Here is a 16,453-nt window from a genome sequence, read left to right on the forward strand (position 1 = left end):
CGGGCCGTGCACGCCCGGATCCGCGTTCGCGCGAGAGCGCTAGAGTTCGCGCGTGACGTCCTCCTCCCTGCAGCGCCGGCTCGGCCTCGGCGACGCCGTCTTCATCGGCCTGGGCTCGATGATCGGCGCCGGCGTGTTCGCCGTGTGGGCGCCGGCGGCGGATGCGGCCGGCACGGGCCTGCTGATCGGTCTGGCGATCGCCGCGATCGTGGCATTCGGCAATGCCACCTCGTCGGCGCAGCTCGCGGCCGCGCACCCGACCTCGGGCGGGACGTACTACTATGGTCGCGCCGAGCTCGGCCCGTGGTGGGGGTTCGTCGCGGGATGGGGTTTCGTCGTCGGCAAGATCGCCAGCTGCGCAGCCATGGCGCTGACGTTCGCCGCCTACGTCGCCCCCGCCGGATGGGAGCGTCCCGTCGCGATCGTGGCCGTGGTCGCCCTGACGGCGGTCAACTGGTTCGGCGTGACCCGCACGGCCGGCGCCGCCCGCGTGATCGTCGTCATCTCGCTGGGTGCCCTGGCCGCCGCCGTGACGGCCGCCTTCTCGGCGGACGCCGCCCCGGGCTGGTTCTCGGCCGAGACGGTATGGGAGGGCGGCGGCTACGGCATCCTGCAGTCCGCCGGCCTGCTGTTCTTCGCCTTCGCCGGCTACGCGCGCATCGCCACCATGGGCGAGGAGGTGCGCGATCCCCGGCGGGTGATCCCGCGCGCGATCGTGATCGCGTTCCTGGTCGCACTCGCGGTATACGCGGTCGTGGCCGTCGCGGTGCTGAGCGCGCTGGGCCCGGCCGGAGTCGCCGCGTCGACGGAGCCGGTGGCCGACGCCGCCGCGCGATCGGGATGGGGCTGGATCGGCGTGGTCGTGCGCGTCGGCGCCGCGGCCGCCTCGCTCGGCGCGCTGCTCGCACTCATCGCGGGGGTGAGTCGCACAGCGTTCGCGATGTCGCGCGAGGGCGATCTGCCCCGCCTCCTCGACCGGGTTCATCCGCGGTGGGGCGTTCCGCACCGCGCAGAGGTGGCCGCGGCGTTGGTGGCGGTGGCACTGGTCGCCCTCGTCGACCTGCGGGGAGCGATCGGCTTCTCGTCGTTCGGCGTGCTCCTGTACTACTTCGTCGCGAACGTCGCCGCCTTCCGTCAGGGGCCCGACGCGCGGCGCTACCCGATGGCTCTGCAGATCATCGGCGCGATCGGATGCCTCGTCCTGGCGGCGACGCTGCCCTGGCAGTCCGTGGTGGGGGGCGTGATCGTGGTCGCCGCGGGCGTGCTGTACCGGGCGATCCGCCTCCGCGTCGCGCGGCGCGACTGATCTCGCGCCACGTGGCTCAGGCGAGCGGCTTGACCTCGAGATCGTCGGCCGTCGTGCCCGCCGTCACGGTCGCGAACGCCGTGTAGCCGTCGGACGCTGCGCGCTCGAGCAGCGCCTTGAGGTTCTTCGTCCGCTGCTCCAGCCGCACCCGCGAACCCTGTCGCACGAGCCCGGCCTTGAGCGCGAGGAGGCCGGCCTCCGGCACGTCGCGGTCGTGGACCAGCACGACGGCCGGTGCAGCCGCATCCGTCCGCTCCGCGACGAGGTCGACGATCCGCTCGAATCCGATGGAGAAGCCGACCGCGGGCACCTCTTGCCCGAGGAACCGGCCGATCATGCCGTCGTAGCGGCCGCCGCCGCCGAGCGAGTAGTCGACCGAGGGGTGGGCCAGCTCGAAGATGGTGCCGGTGTAATACCCCATGCCGCGCACCAGGAAGGGATCGAACACGAGCGGGATGTCGCCGGCGAGCTCGTCGCCCGCCGTGGCGGCACGCGCCGCGGCCGCCGCCTCGCCGATGCCGACGAGGTGCGCCACGATCTGGTCGGGGGCGTCCGCCGGCAGCGCCTTGCGGATCTGGCGCTCGCCGTACGGGTGGTACTCGAGGGTCACCGGGCGGCGCAGGAACGCCTCGAACGCGTCGATCGCCGCCGACTCCGGTCCCTGAGCCTGTCGAAGGGCCCGCTCGCGCAGCTCGGCGACGATCCCCTCGGGCCCGATCTTGTCGAGCTTGTCGATCGTGATCAGCACGCCGGGGCGCTCCTGGGCGCCGAAGCCGAAGCTGTCGAGCATCCAGTCGAGCACGCGGCGGTCGTTGATCCGCACACTGCCGCCTTCGAGCCCGAGGGCGTCGAGGGTGTCGAGCGTCGCGACGACGAGCTCGGCCTCGGCGCGCGCCGAGCCGTCTCCGATGATGTCGATGTCGCACTGCACGAATTGGCGGTAGCGGCCCTTCTGCGGCCGCTCGGCCCGCCAGACGGGTGCGATCTGGATGGAGCGGAACACCGACGGCAGCTGGCCGCGGTTGGTGGCGTAGAACCGGGCGAGTGGCACGGTCAGGTCGTAGCGCAGGCCGAGGTCGGTCAGGCTCGCGGGGTCGTCGGCCGCGGCGCGGATGGCGTCGGCGTCGAGGCCGCGCTTGAGCACGTTGTAGGCGAGCTTCTCGTTATCGCCGCCGATGCCCGCGTGCAGCCGCGCGTACTCCTCGACCACCGGCGTCTCGATCTCGTCGAACCCGTGCGCGCGGTAGCGCTCGCGGATGACGGCGAGCACGCGCTCGCGACGGGCCTTTTCAGCGGGGAGGAAGTCGCGCATGCCGCGCGGCGGATTGACGGATGCCACGGAGCCATCTTTTCAGATGCGCTACGAGCCCATTCGCAGGTCGTTGAGCGAGCAAAGCGAGACGAAACGCCTCCCCCGCACGACGAACGCCACCTCAGCGCGTTTCGTCCCGCTCGTTCCTCGCTCGCTCAACGACCGATCGCCTCGGCGGCGCGGATGTCGCGCTCGAGGCCCCGCAGCCGTTCGCGGAGCGCGCGCTCGGCGTCCCAGCCGTTCGCGCGTGCCGTCGCGACCAGCGCCAGCAGCGCATCGCCGAGTTCCGACTCCGAGCGAGGGTCGCCGTCCACCGATGCGCCCCCCGGGCGAGACGACAACGGCGGGACGAGACCCTGGGAGATCTCCACGGTCTCGTCCACCGCGTGGGGTCTCGCGGGATCGGGGCGGGGCGCGCCCGCCTGAGCGGCCTTCGACAGGAGCTTCTGGGCGAGGGCGAGGCTCGGCATCCGCTCGCTCACGCCGTCGAGCACGCTCGTCCGCGCGCTCTTCTCGGCGGCCTTCGCGGCATTCCAGTGCACCAGGACCTCTTCGGGGGTGTTCGCGACGGCGTCGCCGAACACGTGCGGGTGCCGCCGCACCATCTTGTCGGTCAGCCCGCGGGCGACATCGTCGATGTCGAACGGGGCGTCCGCATCGCGCGAGGCGATCTCGGCGTGGAACAGCACCTGCCAGAGCAGATCGCCGAGCTCTTCGCGCAGCTCATCGCGCGAACCCTCCTCGACGGCGTCGATGAGCTCGGCGCTCTCCTCCACGAGGTACGGCACGAGCGCGCGATGGTCGATCTGCTGCGTCCAGACGCAGCGGTCGCGGACGGCGCGCATGACGTCCGCCGCCTCGCGGAGCGGGTCCGCCGCATCGTGCGGGCGAGCGTCGGTCATGTCGTCGCGGATGCGGTCGTCGCCCGCTGCCGGTAGTGCCATGCCCGCCAGGATACGAGGCCGGCGGCCAGCAGGAGCGAGATCACGGAACCGGCGAGCACGCCGAGCGTCGCCTGATCGCGCAGTGCCGCGGCATCCGTGAAAGCGAGCTCCGACAGCAGCAGCGACACGGTGAAGCCGATGCCGCCGAGCGCTCCGGCGGCGACGAGGTCCGCGAACGCGAGCGGCGGCGCACTCCCCCGGTGCGCGACCCGCAGCGACAGCCAGCCGAAGGCCGCGATGCCGACGACCTTGCCGACGGGCAGTGCCACCAGCACACCCCAGAACGCCGGCGAGAGCTGCGAGAGCGGCACCGCGGGGATGACCACGAGCGCTGCGGAGAAGGCGAAGACCGGCAGCACGACGACGTTCACCCACGGCTCGAGCGCGTGCCGCACCCGGAGCGCGGGCTGCTGCGCCATCGCGAGCCCCAGGACGACACCGGCGATCGTCGCGTGCACGCCCGACAGGTACACGAGAACCCAGGTCGTGATCGCGAGCAGCACCAGCAGGACGGCGATCGGGACGCGCCCGCGGGTGTCGAGCTGCCTGCTCAGGATGCCGAACGCGACGACCGCGACCGCGGCTCCGGCGAGCGCGGCGATGTTCACGCCGTCGGTGAAGAGCACCGCGATGAAGATGATGCCGACGATGTCGTCGAGGATCGCGAGCGCGAGCAGGAACACGCGCAGCGCGGGCGGCAGCCCCTTGCCGAACACCGCCAGGACGCCGAGGGCGAAAGCGATGTCGGTGGCGGTCGGGATCGGCCAGCCCGCCGTCGCATCCGACCCCCACGCCATCGCCGCGTAGATCGCGATCGGCACCAGGACGCCGCCCGCTGCGGCGATCGCAGGCTGCATCGCCTTGCGGCCGGAGTTGAGCTGCCCACTGGTGAGCTCGTACTGCAGCTCGACGGCGACGACGAAGAAGAAGATCGCCAGCAGGCCGTCCTTGATCCAGTGCGACAGCGTGAGCTCGAAGACACCCGGGATGCCGAGCTCGGCGTGCATCGCCGCGTCGACGGCGGGCCACAGCGTCGAGTTGGCGACGAAGAGCCCGAGACCGGCGGCGACCAGCAGGATGACGGCGGGAAAGCGGGCGGATCGAAGAAGCGACATCGAGCCTCCGTGACAGGATCGCGGGGTGAGAAGGGGTCGCGCGTCGACCCCGTCCTGAGCCATCGACGAACCCGGCTCTCCAGGGGCAGTGTAACGATCCGATGTTCTTCGGCGGGAGGCCGGCAGGACCGTCGTCACACAACGTCCGCCGTGACGGCGCGGCGACAGCGCGCCGTTAGCCTGGACAGATGCGTGAACTCACCCAGACCGAAGCGATCGACCTCGTCGGGCGGTACGAGGCGGAGCAGGCGATCCCCGAGCAGATGCGCAGCGACGTGCGCATGCTGGGAACCCTGCTCGGTCAGGTGCTGCGCGAGAGCGGATCCCCGGGACTGTACGAGGATGTCGAGCGCCTGCGTACCGCGACCATCCAGGCCTACACCGATGAGACGCCCGAGGCCTTCGCCCGCGCCGCCGCGATCGCGGACTCCTTCACGATCGCCCGCGCCGACGAGGTCGCCCGGGCGTTCACCGCGTACTTCCACCTCGTGAACCTCGCCGAGGAGCACCAGCGCGTGCGCATCCTGCGCGAGCGCGACGGACGTCCCGAGCGCGAGCAGGCGACCGACTCGGTCGCCGCGGCCTTCGTGCGCCTGGCCGCCGAGGTCGGCGACGACACGGCGCTGCGGCGTCTGCAGAACATGCGATTCCACCCCGTCTTCACCGCGCACCCCACCGAGGCGCGCCGCCGCGCGGTGTCGACCAGCATCCGCCGTCTCGCCACGCTCCTCGAGCAGCACGACGCGTCGCTGCGCGGCGGGGCCGACGAGCGACGGGCACAGCGCCGCATGCTCGAGGAGATCGACACGCTGTGGCGCACGGCGCCGCTGCGCCCCGAGAAGCCCGCTCCGACGGACGAGGTGCGCGCCGTGATGGCCGTCTTCGACGACACGCTCTACACGGCCGTCCCCCACGTCTACCGCCGCGTCGACGACGCGCTGCAGGGACCGGCCGCGGGCGGCCGCGCCCCGGTGGTGCGCCCCTTCGTGCGTGTCGGCTCGTGGGTCGGCGGCGACCGCGACGGCAACCCGTTCGTCACGGCATCCGTCACCCGGAAGGCCTCTGCGATCGCGAGCGAGCACGTGCTGCTGGGCCTCGCACGCACCGCGAGCCGCATCGGCCGCACGCTGACGCTGGACGCGACGACAACGCCGCCGAGCGACGCGCTGCTGGCGCTCTGGCAGCGCCTCAAGGCCGCCGATGAGGACGCCGCGAAAGACATCGCCAAGCGTTCCCCCGACGAGCCGCATCGCCGCATCGTGCTGCTGATCGCCCGCAAGATCGAGGCGACGCGCGCCCGCAACGCCGACCTCGCGTACGCCGACCCCGAGCACCTGCTGGCCGATCTCCGCGTCGTGCAGGACTCCCTCGTGCAGGCCGGCGCGCCGCGCCAGGCGTACGGGCACCTGCAGCAGCTGCTGTGGCAGGTCGAGACGTACGGGTTCCACCTCACCGAGCTCGAGGTGCGGCAGCACTCGGCCGTGCACGCCAAGGTGCTCGCCGAGCTCGAGTCCGGGGCGGCGCGCAGCGAGCTGGCCGAGGAGGTGCTCGACGTCATCCGCACGGTCGGGTTCCTGCAGGAGCGTTACGGCCCGCGCGCGGCCGGACGCTACATCGTGTCGTTCACGCAGTCGGCAGAGGACCTCGCCGCCGTCCACAAGCTCGCCGCGTACGCGGTCGGCCCCGACGGCACGCCCCCTGTCCTCGACGTCATCCCGCTCTTCGAGACCTTCGCCGACCTGCAGGCCGCGCCCCGCATCCTCGCCGAGATCGTCGAGCACCCGGAGTTCGCAGCGCGGCTGGAGGCCACCGGCCGGCGCCTGGAGGTCATGCTCGGCTACTCCGACTCGTCGAAGGACGTCGGCCCCGTCGCCGCGAACCTCGCCCTCTACGAGGCGCAGGCGAAGATCGCTGCCTGGGCGGACGAGAACCGGATCGAGCTGACACTGTTCCACGGTCGCGGCGGGGCGCTGGGCCGCGGCGGCGGTCCGGCCAACTCCGCGATCATGGCGCAGCCCCCGCACTCGGTCGACGGCCGGTTCAAGCTCACCGAGCAGGGCGAGGTGATCTTCGCGCGCTACGGCGACCCGGCGATCGCGATGCGGCACATCGACCAGGTCGCGGCCGCGATCCTGCTCGCCTCGTCGCCGTCGAACGAGGAGCGCAACCGCGCGGCGGCAGACAAGTACGCGGGCGTCGCAGCGACGCTGGACGCGGCATCCCGCGAGCGCTTCTTCTCACTGGTGAAGGCTCCCGGCTTCGCGCCGTGGTTCGCCCGGGTCACACCGATGGAGGAGATCGGCCTGCTGGCGCTGGGCTCGCGCCCGGCCCGCCGCGGACTGTCGGTCGAATCCCTCGAGGACCTGCGGGCCATCCCCTGGGTGTTCGCGTGGACGCAGGCGCGCATCAACCTCGCGGGATGGTTCGGGCTCGGCACCGCACTCGACGCCGTCGGCGACGAGCCGCTGCTGCAGCAGGCGTACCAGGACTGGCCGCTGTTCCGCACGCTCATCGACAACGTCGCCATGAGCCTCGCGAAGACCGACGATCGCATCGCACTGCACTACCTCGAGCTCGGCGACCGTGACGATCTGGCCGCGCTGGTGCGCGAAGAGATGCGGGTCACGCGGGACTGGGTCGTCCGCATTACCGGCGGCACGGAGCTGCTCGGCAACAAGCCGGTTCTGCAGCGGGCGGTCAAGATGCGAAGCCCCTACGTCGATGCGCTCTCGCTCCTCCAGCTGCGCGCCCTGCGCGCGCTCCGCGCGGCTCCCGAGGGAGCCCCGGTCGACCCCGAGCTCCAGCGACTCCTGCTGCTGTCGGTGTCGGGCGTCGCCGCCGGCCTGCAGAACACAGGCTGACCCGCGCCGAGTGCGGCGACACGCGCGTCGCACCCCGGATCCCCGACGGCCGGGCGTACCGTAGCGCCCATGGCACGGATCGTCGCCGCCGAAGTCTGCCCCCGGTGCGGGTCGCTCGATGTGCGGGCGACCGAGCCGAAGTGGTTCCGGATCGAGTGGGATCGTCGAGACGCCTTCGACGACGGCTGGGTCGACCGCCTCGAGTTCGGCTGCCGCGACTGCGGCCTGCTCTGGGACTGACGAAGGCGGATGCCGCGGGGCCGTCGGCCGCGCGGCCGGGACGACCGATGCCTGGTGAGCTTGCATCGGCGCCCGCTCGCTATCGCGTGCGACGCGGTTTCCTCGTGCCCAGCATGTAGGGAAGCCCGCGGCCCACGGCCGAGAAGGTGCTGCCGAGGCGGGACCGCAGGGTCGGAGCCGGCGGCACCGCGTCGACGTGGTCCAGATCGGCGACGTCGACGAAGTAGGCGCGGACGATGCCGATGCCCTCGAGGTCCGGCGCGAGCTCGTTCGCAGACTCGGGAAGCGATGCCGCGTCGGAGCGGCAGAGTTCGTCCGTCAGCAGGACGTACTCGGGGATGCCGACGGAGTTCTTCAGCAGGCGGTGCACCAGGATCACATCGATGCCGACGAGCTTGGAGCGGCCGCCCACCCGCTGGGTCGCGACATCGCCGACGTGCGCCACGAACTTCAGGGTCAGGTTCCGCGCCTGGCGGCACCCCCCGCACGGGCAGAGGTTCTGCACCACGTACTCGCGCTCGAGATGGAAGGCGCGGTGCATGACGACAGCCAGCTGCAGGATGTCCGCGAGGATCGTGTCGGGATCCCGCGTCACGGCCCGCCGAGAGAGGAAGGCCGCGTCGCCCTCGATCTCGACGAGTTCGAACCCGCTCGCCGCACGGACGATGCTCTCCAGCATCCGCGCGGTGTTGACCTCGGCGTGCGCGAGAGTCATGCGGTGCGAGCCCATGTACTCGGTGTAGCCGCCGATATCAGCGATCAGCAGGGCCGTTCGCTCTGTCCCCATGTGCCCAGTTCCCTTCGTCGGTCGTTCATCACAGCGGCTCTCACGATGCCGGAGGCTCCTCGAGCAGGTCGTCCGGCGCGTAGCGACCCAGCTGCTCCTCCACCGTCGTGGCGGCCGCCTGCGCGCTGGGCGCGTAGCCGAGCACGACGGCGGTGAACCGGTCCGCGGTGAGCGCTTTCAGCTCGAGCGGCGTGCGTGCGACCACCGTCGCCGTCCGCGGCGACCGGCGGAGCAGTGCGATCTCGCCGAAGCCCTCACCCTCGCCCAGGGTGGCGATCACGCGACCGTCGCCCAGCACGTCGGCCCGGCCGCTCTCGATCACGTAGTAGTGGTCGCCGACGTCGCCCTGAGTGAACACGGCGCTGCCCTGTGCCACCTCGACCCGTTCCAGTCCGCGCGCGAGCTGTTCGATCGCGGGCAGCGGGAGCGGCTGGAACATGGGCACCCGCTGGAGGAGGCCGACTTCGGCGTCCAGCGCACCGACGGACCGATCGAGGCCGCGCAGCCGCCACCACGATGCCAGTGCGAGCACCGGGCACAGCATGCCGATCGCGATGAGCGCGCCCTCGACGCCGAGCCACGCGACCATCACCGACGCGATGATCGCGCCGACGCCGATGGAGACGGCGACCAGGCTCTCGAGCACACCGAAGACGCGCGCCATCAGGGCGTCCGGGGTCAGCCTGCCGATCAGCGTGAACCCGGCGAGGTCGATCAACGCGTTGCCGACCCCGACGAAGGCGAGCAGGAGGAGCGCCGCAGCCTGTGCGGGGAAGACGCCGACGAGGGCGAGCGGCAGACCCCACAGCGCAACGCCGACGGCGAACCACGCGCCCAGTCGGCGGGTCCCGACGAGCAGTGAGGCGGCGAGCGAGCCGAGGACCGCTCCCACTCCGACCGACGCCATCAGCGATCCAGCGCCCGGCTCGCCCATGCCGAGCAGCTCGATGGCGACCACGACCGAGAAGACCGTGAGCGCACCCCGCGTGATCGATTGGGCAGCCGCCAGGCCGAGGATGAGCTGCAGATCTCGGCTCCGCCACACCGCGGCGAGCCCCTCGGCCGCCTCCCTCAGCAGGTCGCGCCGCGGTGCCGCCGGCCTCGGCGGCGCGTCGTAGCGCACGCGGAAGAGCAGCAGCGCCGCCCAGAACGACGCGAGCGCCGCGACGGCGAACACGACGGAGACATCGGTGAAGGCCAGCAGGATCGCGGCGACGAGCGGCCCGACGAGCGTCGCGACGGAGTCCAGCAGCCCTCGCACGACGTTGGCGCTGGCCAGCTCGTGCCCGGTGCGGCACAGCGTGGGCAGGAGCGCGGAATGCGCCGGCCGGAACATGGTCGCCGCGATGGTCGAGACGACCGCGAGCGCGTAGACGACCGCGATCGGGCCTGATACGGCCACGACGACCGCCGCTACCGCGGTGGCGGCGCCCCGCACCACCGATACGACGACGAGCACGCGCTCACGCCGCCCTCGGTCGGCGAACGGCGACAGGATCGGCGCCAGCAGCGCGGAGGGCAGCATGCGCAGCAGGCCCACCGCGCCCAGGGCGAGCGCCCCGCCGGCGTTGTACGCGACGATGCCGAGCGCCACCGTGAACGCCCACTCCGCAGTCCACGCCCCGAGGAAGCTCAGCTGCGCGCGCCGCAGATTGGGGTTGCGCCAGTTGCTCGAGAAGGCCCCCACGGCCTGATCGAGCCTCGAACGGGTCCCCAGACGGCCCATGTCGCGACCCTACGGCCTGAGCCGTGGGAAGGCCAGAGCCACGTTGATCTCGCTACCGCCCGCGTACGCGGCCGATGCGCGGGGATGTCAGTCCACGCGGCGGTCGTCCACGTGACGGGCGAGGCTGCGACCGTAGCGCTCGGTGAGCTGCACCATGAGGTCGGGGGTGTCGCGGTCCAGTCCGAAGACGTAGCCGGGGAAGTCGAGCTCGCGCTGCGCGGCCCAGATCTCCTCGTGGCGGTCGGGCGGAAGGATCTGCACCGGGTCGCCCACTGCCACCCACCCGATCGGCACCGTGGTCTCCGGCGGGAGCGTCGTGCGCAGGTGCACGACCGCGTTGATGCGCACTTCGCTGCGGGCTCCGAGCCGTGCCCCGTTGAACACGCGCGTGCCCGTCGCGAGGAACACCTCCTCCTCGACGACGGCGCCCGAGACGCTGGCCATCGGCCCGACGAGCACGTGGTCTGAGATGTGCACCGGGTTCGTGGCCGTCGCCCGGATGAGGGCGTTCTCCATCACGATGACGTTCTCGCCCAGCGTGATCGCGCCGCCTTCGGCGGTGATCACCGCGCCGTGCAGGATCTGGCAGTCGGCGCCGATCTCGACGTCGCCGCTGATCACCGCGGTCGCCGCGACGACAGCGTCGGGGTGGATGCGGGGCTGGGCCCCGAGGTGCTCGAAACGCATCATGCCTCCTCGATCCCGTGCCGGCCCGCCCGTCGTCGGGGCCGTCGCGGTCGGTTCACAGCGTAGTGCGGCACATCCGCACCGCACCCGGTCGCCGGCGCGGGCGTCACCTCGGGTGCTCGGTCAGACGCCAGTAGTAGCCGCTCGGATCCAGCACGCGGAGATCGCGAAGGCCCCACGGCTGCGCCTGCACGTCGTCGTCGACGGGCCAGCCCTCGTCGGCGATCCGCCGGCGGGCGGCATCCAGATCGTCCGTCTCGAGCACGAGTTCCACGCCCACCGGCGGGCGGCGCGGCGCGGCGTCGACCGAGGGGCGCCTTGCCGCCCCGACGCGCACGCGACCGAGCTCCAGCGCGACGTAGGCCCACTCGAGGTGCCGCTCGTCGCGCACGAGGGAGAATCCGAGCACGCGGGTGTAGAAGTCGACGGCCTGGTCGAGGTCGTCGGGGAAGATCTCGATGCGAAGATCGGCCACCATCCCCCCACTCTCTCGCACGCGAGCCCGTTGCGTCGCGCCGCGGGCGGGCGTCGCGCACTGTGCCAGGATCGAGCTCGTGACCCTTCACGTGAACGTCGATGACTTCGCCCGCGCCGAGACGGATCGGATGTTCCGCGATCTTCAAGCCCAAGCCGGCGGTGTCAACCGCTTCGTGCACAACCGCGAGCCCGCAGCGATCGACAACCAGACGGTGATCCGGTTGAACCGCGACACGCTGTACAGCTTCGCGGTGGTGGATCTCGCCGCCGGCGCGACGCTGACTCTTCCCGAGCACGGAGACCGCTACCTGTCGGCGATGGTGGTCGACCAGGACCACTATGTCGACGCGATCTTCCACGACGCGGGATCCTACGAGCTCGCGAGCGATACCTTCGGCACCCGATATGTCACCGTGGCGGTGCGGATGCTCGTCGACCCGGCCGATCCGAGCGACCTGGCCGAAGTCGCCGCCATCCAGGACGCGATCACCCTCACCGCGGCCTCGTCGGTCGAATTCGCGTACCCCGACTACGACGTCGCGTCGCTCGACGAGACCCGCGAGGCTCTGCTCGTCCTCGCCCGGAACCTGACCGCGTTCGATCGCACCTTCGGATCGAAGGACGACGTCGACCCCGTCCGACACCTGATCGGCACCGCGGCCGGCTGGGGCGGCCTGCCGTCGAGCGAGGCGTCATACATCGGCGTGGACCCGCGCCTTCCCGTCGGCCGCTACGAGCTCACGGTCGGCGACGTCCCGGTCGACGGATTCTGGTCGATCTCGGTCTACAACGCCGAGGGCTTCTTCGAGCCGAACGACCGGAACATGTACACGGTCAACAACATCACGGGCGTTCGCGACGCAGACGGCTCCACCACCGTGCGGTTCGGGGACTTCCCACCCGGTACCCCGAACGCCATCCCGGTGGCCGAGGGCTGGAACTACCTCGTGCGGCTGTACCGACCGCGCGCCGAGGTCACCGACGGCACGTGGGCGTTCCCGACCCTCGACGGCGCAGGCACGGCATCCTGAGCTGAGTCCGTCAGCCGCCCCGCGTCCCGCCCGCCGGCTGACGGGCGAGTGACTCACGCTGGCGATCAGGCGTTGACGGCCGCCTCGGCTGCAACATCCGCGTCCGACTTCTTCGGCGGCCAGAGCTGCTCGATCAGCTGCGCGACCCAGGCGATCAGCTCGTCGTCGCCGAGCGGCGCACCACCGGCCGAGGGCAGCGGCACGACCATCGCCTCGCCGCCTGCGACGAGCTTCGCCTTGGGATGCAGTCGCTGCAGGCGCACGCGCATCGAGTCCGGCAGGTTCGCCGGCGCGATGCGCAGGTTCGGACCCATCGCCACGACGTCCGCGAGCCCTGCCTGCCCGGCGCGGCGCCGCAGCCGCGCGACCGCGAGCAGACCCTCGACCTCGGCCGGCGGCTCGCCGTACCGGTCGGTGAGCTCCTCGACCACCAGGTCGATCGCGTCCGGCTGCGCGGTGACGGATGCCGCGGCCGAGAGCTTCTGATACGCCTCGAGACGCAGCCGCTCGCTGTCGATGTACGACTCCGGGATCCGGGCCTGAACGGGCAGCTCGAGGCGCAGCTCGGCCGGCCCCTCGGTCTCCTCGCCGCGGAACGTGGCGACCGCCTCGCCGATCATGCGCAGGTACAGGTCGAAGCCCACGCCGGCGATGTGGCCGGCCTGCTCGGCGCCGAGCAGGTTGCCCGCGCCGCGGAGCTCGAGGTCCTTCAGCGCGACCTGCATGCCCGATCCGAGGTCGTTGTTGACCGCGATCGTCTCGAGCCGGTCGGCGGCCGTCTCGCTGAGCGGCTTCATGTCGTCGTAGAGGAAGTACGCGTACGCGCGCTCACGGGCGCGGCCGACCCGTCCGCGCAGCTGGTGCAGCTGGCTGAGTCCGTACTTGTCGGCGCGGTCGATGATGATCGTGTTCGCGTTCGAGATGTCGAGGCCCGTCTCCACGATCGTGGTGCAGACCAGCACGTCCGAGCGGCGCTCCCAGAACGCGTCCACGACCTCCTCGAGGGCGTGCTCCCCCATCTGTCCGTGGGCGACAGCGATGCGCGCCTCGGGAACGAGCTCGGCGAGCTCCGCCGCGACGCGCTGGATCGACTGCACGCGGTTGTGCACATAGAACACCTGACCCTCGCGCAGCAGTTCGCGGCGGATGGCGGCGGCGATCTGCTTGTCGTTGCGCGGACCGACGTACGACAGGATCGGATGCCGGTCCTCGGGCGGTGTCTGCAGCGTCGACATCTCGCGGATGCCGGTGACCGCCATCTCGAGGGTGCGCGGGATGGGGGTTGCGCTCATGGCGAGGATGTCGACGTTGGTCTTGAGCTTCTTGAGCTGGTCCTTGTGCTCGACGCCGAAGCGCTGCTCCTCGTCGATGATCATGAGGCCCAGGTCCTTGAAGATCACCTTCTCGGTGAGGATGCGGTGCGTGCCGATGACCATGTCGACGGTGCCGTCGGTGAGGCCGGCCAGCACCTCGCGCGCCTGCTTGTCGGTCTGGAAGCGCGAGAGCGCCTTGACCTTGACCGGGAAGCCGGCGAAGCGCTCGGTGAACGTCTCGAGGTGCTGCTTGACCAGGAGCGTCGTCGGCACGAGCATCGCGACCTGCTTGCCGTCCTGGATGGCCTTGAATGCGGCGCGCACCGCCACCTCGGTCTTGCCGAAGCCGACGTCGCCCGACAGAAGCCGGTCCATCGGGATCGGCTTCTCCATGTCGGCCTTGATCTCGTCGATCGTCTGCAGCTGGTCGGGAGTCTCGGCGAATGGGAACGCCTCTTCGAGCTCGCGCTGCCAGGGCGTGTCGGGACCGAAGGCGTGGCCCTTCGACGCCATGCGCGCCGAGTACAGCTTGACGAGTTCGACGGCGATGTCGCGCACGGCGCGGCGGGCCTTGCTCTTGGCCTGCGCCCAGTCGCTGCCGCCCATCTTCGACAGTGCCGGCGCCTCGCCGCCGACGTAGCGCGAGAGCAGGTCGAGCTGGTCGGTGGGCACGAAGAGCTTGTCGCCCGGATAGCCGCGCTTGGACGGCGCGTACTCCAGCACCAGGTACTCGCGCACGCTCTTGATCGCATTGCGACCGCCGCTGGAGACCTCGCGCTGCGTGAGCTCGACGAACTTGCCGATGCCGTGCGTCGCGTGCACGACGTAGTCGCCGGCCTTCAGCTGCAGCGGGTCGACGACTGCCTTGCGTCGCGACGCGAGCTTCTTCACGACGCGCGAGTCGCCGCCGATGGTGCGGCCGTAGAACTCCGACTCGGTGAGCACGGCGAGCTTCGCCTCCGCCGCCTCGAACCCGCGCTCCAGCGTGCTCAGCACGAGGTGGGCCACGCCGGGCTCGGGCGCATGCAGCACCTCTTCGACCCTGCGCGCGGCGATGCCCCGCTCGGCGAGCACGTCGCGCGCACGCTCCACGAGCCCGGTCCCGGATGCCGCGACCACGACGCGCCAGCCGTCCGCGAGGAGTGCGCCGACGTGCTGCGTCGCGCCCTCCACGTTCCCCTGGAAGGACGGCACCGCCGATCCCGGCACGCGGATCGCGGCGGCGGCCTCGAGCGCGACGTCGATGTCGTCGGCGATGAGACCCTCGGCGGCGGCATCCGCCTCTCCTGAGTCGAACGAGCTGAGGCTCCACCAGACCCCGCCGCGCGTGCGGGCCGCGGCGCGGATGGCGGGCAGCGTGAGGAAGTCGCCGGCGCCGAGGTCGATCGGGGTGCTCGCGCCTGCGGTGGCCGCACTCCACGCCGCCTCGAGGAACTCGCGGTTCGTCTCACCGAGCGTGATCGCACGGGCGACCGCGCGCTCCGGGTCGACGAGGGCGACGGCCGAGCCCTCGGGCAGGTAGTCCACCACGGTCACGAGCCTGTCGACGACGGCCGGCAGCAGGGACTCCATGCCCTCGACCGGGATGCCCTCGGCCATCTTCTCCAGCATGCCGGCGAGGCCCGGGAACTCGCCCTTCAGCTGCCGTGCCCGGCCGCGCACGGGCTCGGTGAGCAGCAGCTCACGACTGGGGAGCAGGGTGACGTCCCGTACCTCGCCGGGCAGCGAACGCTGATCGGCGACGGAGAACGCGCGCATCTCGTCCACCTCGTCGCCGAAGAACTCGACGCGGTACGGGTGCGCGGCGGTCGGCGGGAAGACGTCGAGGATGCCGCCGCGCACCGCGAACTCACCGCGACGCGAGACCATGTCGACGCGATGGTAGGCGAGCTCGACGAGGCGGGCCGACACCTCGCCGAGGTCGTGCCCGCGGGCGCCGACGACGAGCTCGACGGGCGGCACATCGGTGAGCCCGGCCGCGAGCGGCTGGATGGCGCCGCGCACCGACGCCGTGATCACGAGCGGTGTGGCGGCGTCCCAGCGCGCGATGCGCGTGAGGATGTCGAGCCGGGCGCCGACGGTCTCGGCGCTCGGGCTCAGCCGCTCGTGCGGAAGGGTCTCCCACGCGGGGAAGTGGAGCACCTCGGCCCCGGGCAGCAGTGCGCCCAGCGCCGGACCCAGCGATTCCGCCCGGCGACCCGTCGGCGCGATCAGCAGGACAAGGGGCGGCTTGCCCGCGGCACGGCGGCGTTCGATCAGGGCGGCGAGGAGCGGGGCGTCGAGCCCTTCGACGAGCGAGAAGTCGGCATCGACGGATGCCGCGGCCACCGCATCCCGAAACGGCTCAGCCTGCTCGAGGGCGCGGACGATCCCGGGAACTGTCACCGCACGAGTCTACGGCCCGCCGCCGACACGGGGCCGCCTCGCGGAACGAGCGTGCTACGGCGCGCCACCGACACGGGGCCGCCTCGCGGAACGAGCGGGCTACGGCGCGCCGCCGACACGGGGCCGCCTCGCGGAACGAGCGGGCTACGGCGCGCCACCGACGCCGACGGGTGTCGACCGACCCTCTCCTAGGATGAGCCTGTGAGCCAGCCCGCCGCGCCCGATGCGCCTCAGAACCCGCACGTTCCGCCCGGCGCGTGGGCTCCACC

The 16,453-nt window shown here is 71.7% G+C and carries 12 protein-coding genes; 4 read left to right on the forward strand and 8 right to left on the reverse strand.

What is annotated here, in order from left to right; translation table 11 throughout:
* The first annotated feature begins 52 nt into the window (after positions 1–52).
* Positions 53–1,306 (forward strand): APC family permease, encoded by a 1,254-nt coding sequence (locus ACI3KX_RS10805; RefSeq protein WP_404909715.1) that lies wholly within the window; start codon positions 53–55, stop codon positions 1,304–1,306.
* Positions 1,307–1,322: 16 nt separating this feature from the next.
* On the opposite strand, the gene hisS is transcribed toward ACI3KX_RS10805, so the two are convergent.
* The 3 genes from hisS to ACI3KX_RS10820 all read right to left on the reverse strand — a co-directional run bounded on the left by hisS (position 1,323) and on the right by ACI3KX_RS10820 (position 4,677).
* The gene (gene hisS / locus ACI3KX_RS10810) at positions 1,323–2,618 is read right to left on the reverse strand and encodes a histidine--tRNA ligase (RefSeq protein ID WP_404909727.1); all 1,296 of its coding nucleotides are present in this window, start codon (positions 2,616–2,618) and stop codon (positions 1,323–1,325) included.
* A 155-nt stretch (positions 2,619–2,773) separates the two neighbouring features.
* Entirely contained in the window at positions 2,774–3,520 is a 747-nt protein-coding gene (locus tag ACI3KX_RS10815) for a MazG family protein (protein WP_404909728.1), read from the reverse strand.
* Positions 3,517–4,677 carry a Na+/H+ antiporter NhaA gene (locus ACI3KX_RS10820; RefSeq protein WP_363352966.1) on the reverse strand — a complete coding sequence of 387 codons (1,161 nt, stop codon included), beginning with the start codon at positions 4,675–4,677 and terminating at the stop codon, positions 3,517–3,519. The genes ACI3KX_RS10815 and ACI3KX_RS10820 overlap by 4 nt, the downstream gene beginning before the upstream one ends.
* 188 nt (positions 4,678–4,865) lie before the next feature.
* Between ACI3KX_RS10820 and ACI3KX_RS10825 the strand changes: the two genes are divergently transcribed.
* Positions 4,866–7,538: a phosphoenolpyruvate carboxylase gene (locus tag ACI3KX_RS10825; protein ID WP_349427961.1), complete on the forward strand. Its 2,673-nt coding sequence runs from the start codon at positions 4,866–4,868 to the stop codon at positions 7,536–7,538.
* A gap of 69 nt (positions 7,539–7,607) precedes the next feature.
* Positions 7,608–7,778 carry a hypothetical protein gene (locus ACI3KX_RS10830; RefSeq protein WP_363352970.1) on the forward strand — a complete coding sequence of 57 codons (171 nt, stop codon included), beginning with the start codon at positions 7,608–7,610 and terminating at the stop codon, positions 7,776–7,778.
* A gap of 79 nt (positions 7,779–7,857) precedes the next feature.
* Here ACI3KX_RS10830 and ACI3KX_RS10835 read toward each other — a convergent pair whose 3' ends face one another.
* The 4 genes from ACI3KX_RS10835 to ACI3KX_RS10850 form a co-directional block, all read right to left on the reverse strand.
* Entirely contained in the window at positions 7,858–8,565 is a 708-nt protein-coding gene (locus ACI3KX_RS10835; protein WP_404909716.1) for a DUF2652 domain-containing protein, read from the reverse strand.
* 40 nt (positions 8,566–8,605) lie between these two features.
* Positions 8,606–10,291: an MFS transporter gene (locus tag ACI3KX_RS10840; protein WP_404909717.1), complete on the reverse strand. Its 1,686-nt coding sequence runs from the start codon at positions 10,289–10,291 to the stop codon at positions 8,606–8,608.
* An 87-nt stretch (positions 10,292–10,378) separates the two neighbouring features.
* Complete coding sequence (locus tag ACI3KX_RS10845) at positions 10,379–10,978, reverse strand: gamma carbonic anhydrase family protein (RefSeq protein ID WP_404909730.1); 600 nt, start codon at positions 10,976–10,978, stop codon at positions 10,379–10,381.
* A gap of 106 nt (positions 10,979–11,084) precedes the next feature.
* Positions 11,085–11,456 (reverse strand): VOC family protein, encoded by a 372-nt coding sequence (locus ACI3KX_RS10850; protein ID WP_363352976.1) that lies wholly within the window; start codon positions 11,454–11,456, stop codon positions 11,085–11,087.
* A 76-nt stretch (positions 11,457–11,532) separates the two neighbouring features.
* On the opposite strand from ACI3KX_RS10850, the gene ACI3KX_RS10855 reads away from it, so the two are divergent.
* A complete protein-coding gene (locus tag ACI3KX_RS10855) occupies positions 11,533–12,486 on the forward strand; it encodes a DUF1214 domain-containing protein (protein ID WP_404909719.1) in 954 nt (317 codons plus the stop codon).
* A 65-nt stretch (positions 12,487–12,551) separates the two neighbouring features.
* Here ACI3KX_RS10855 and mfd read toward each other — a convergent pair whose 3' ends face one another.
* Positions 12,552–16,184 (reverse strand): transcription-repair coupling factor, encoded by a 3,633-nt coding sequence (gene mfd, locus ACI3KX_RS10860; RefSeq protein ID WP_404909720.1) that lies wholly within the window; start codon positions 16,182–16,184, stop codon positions 12,552–12,554.
* Between the last annotated feature and the right edge of the window lie 269 nt (positions 16,185–16,453).

Source organism: Microbacterium sp. ZW CA_36 (assembly GCF_044987475.1).
Lineage (GTDB): Bacteria > Actinomycetota > Actinomycetes > Actinomycetales > Microbacteriaceae > Microbacterium.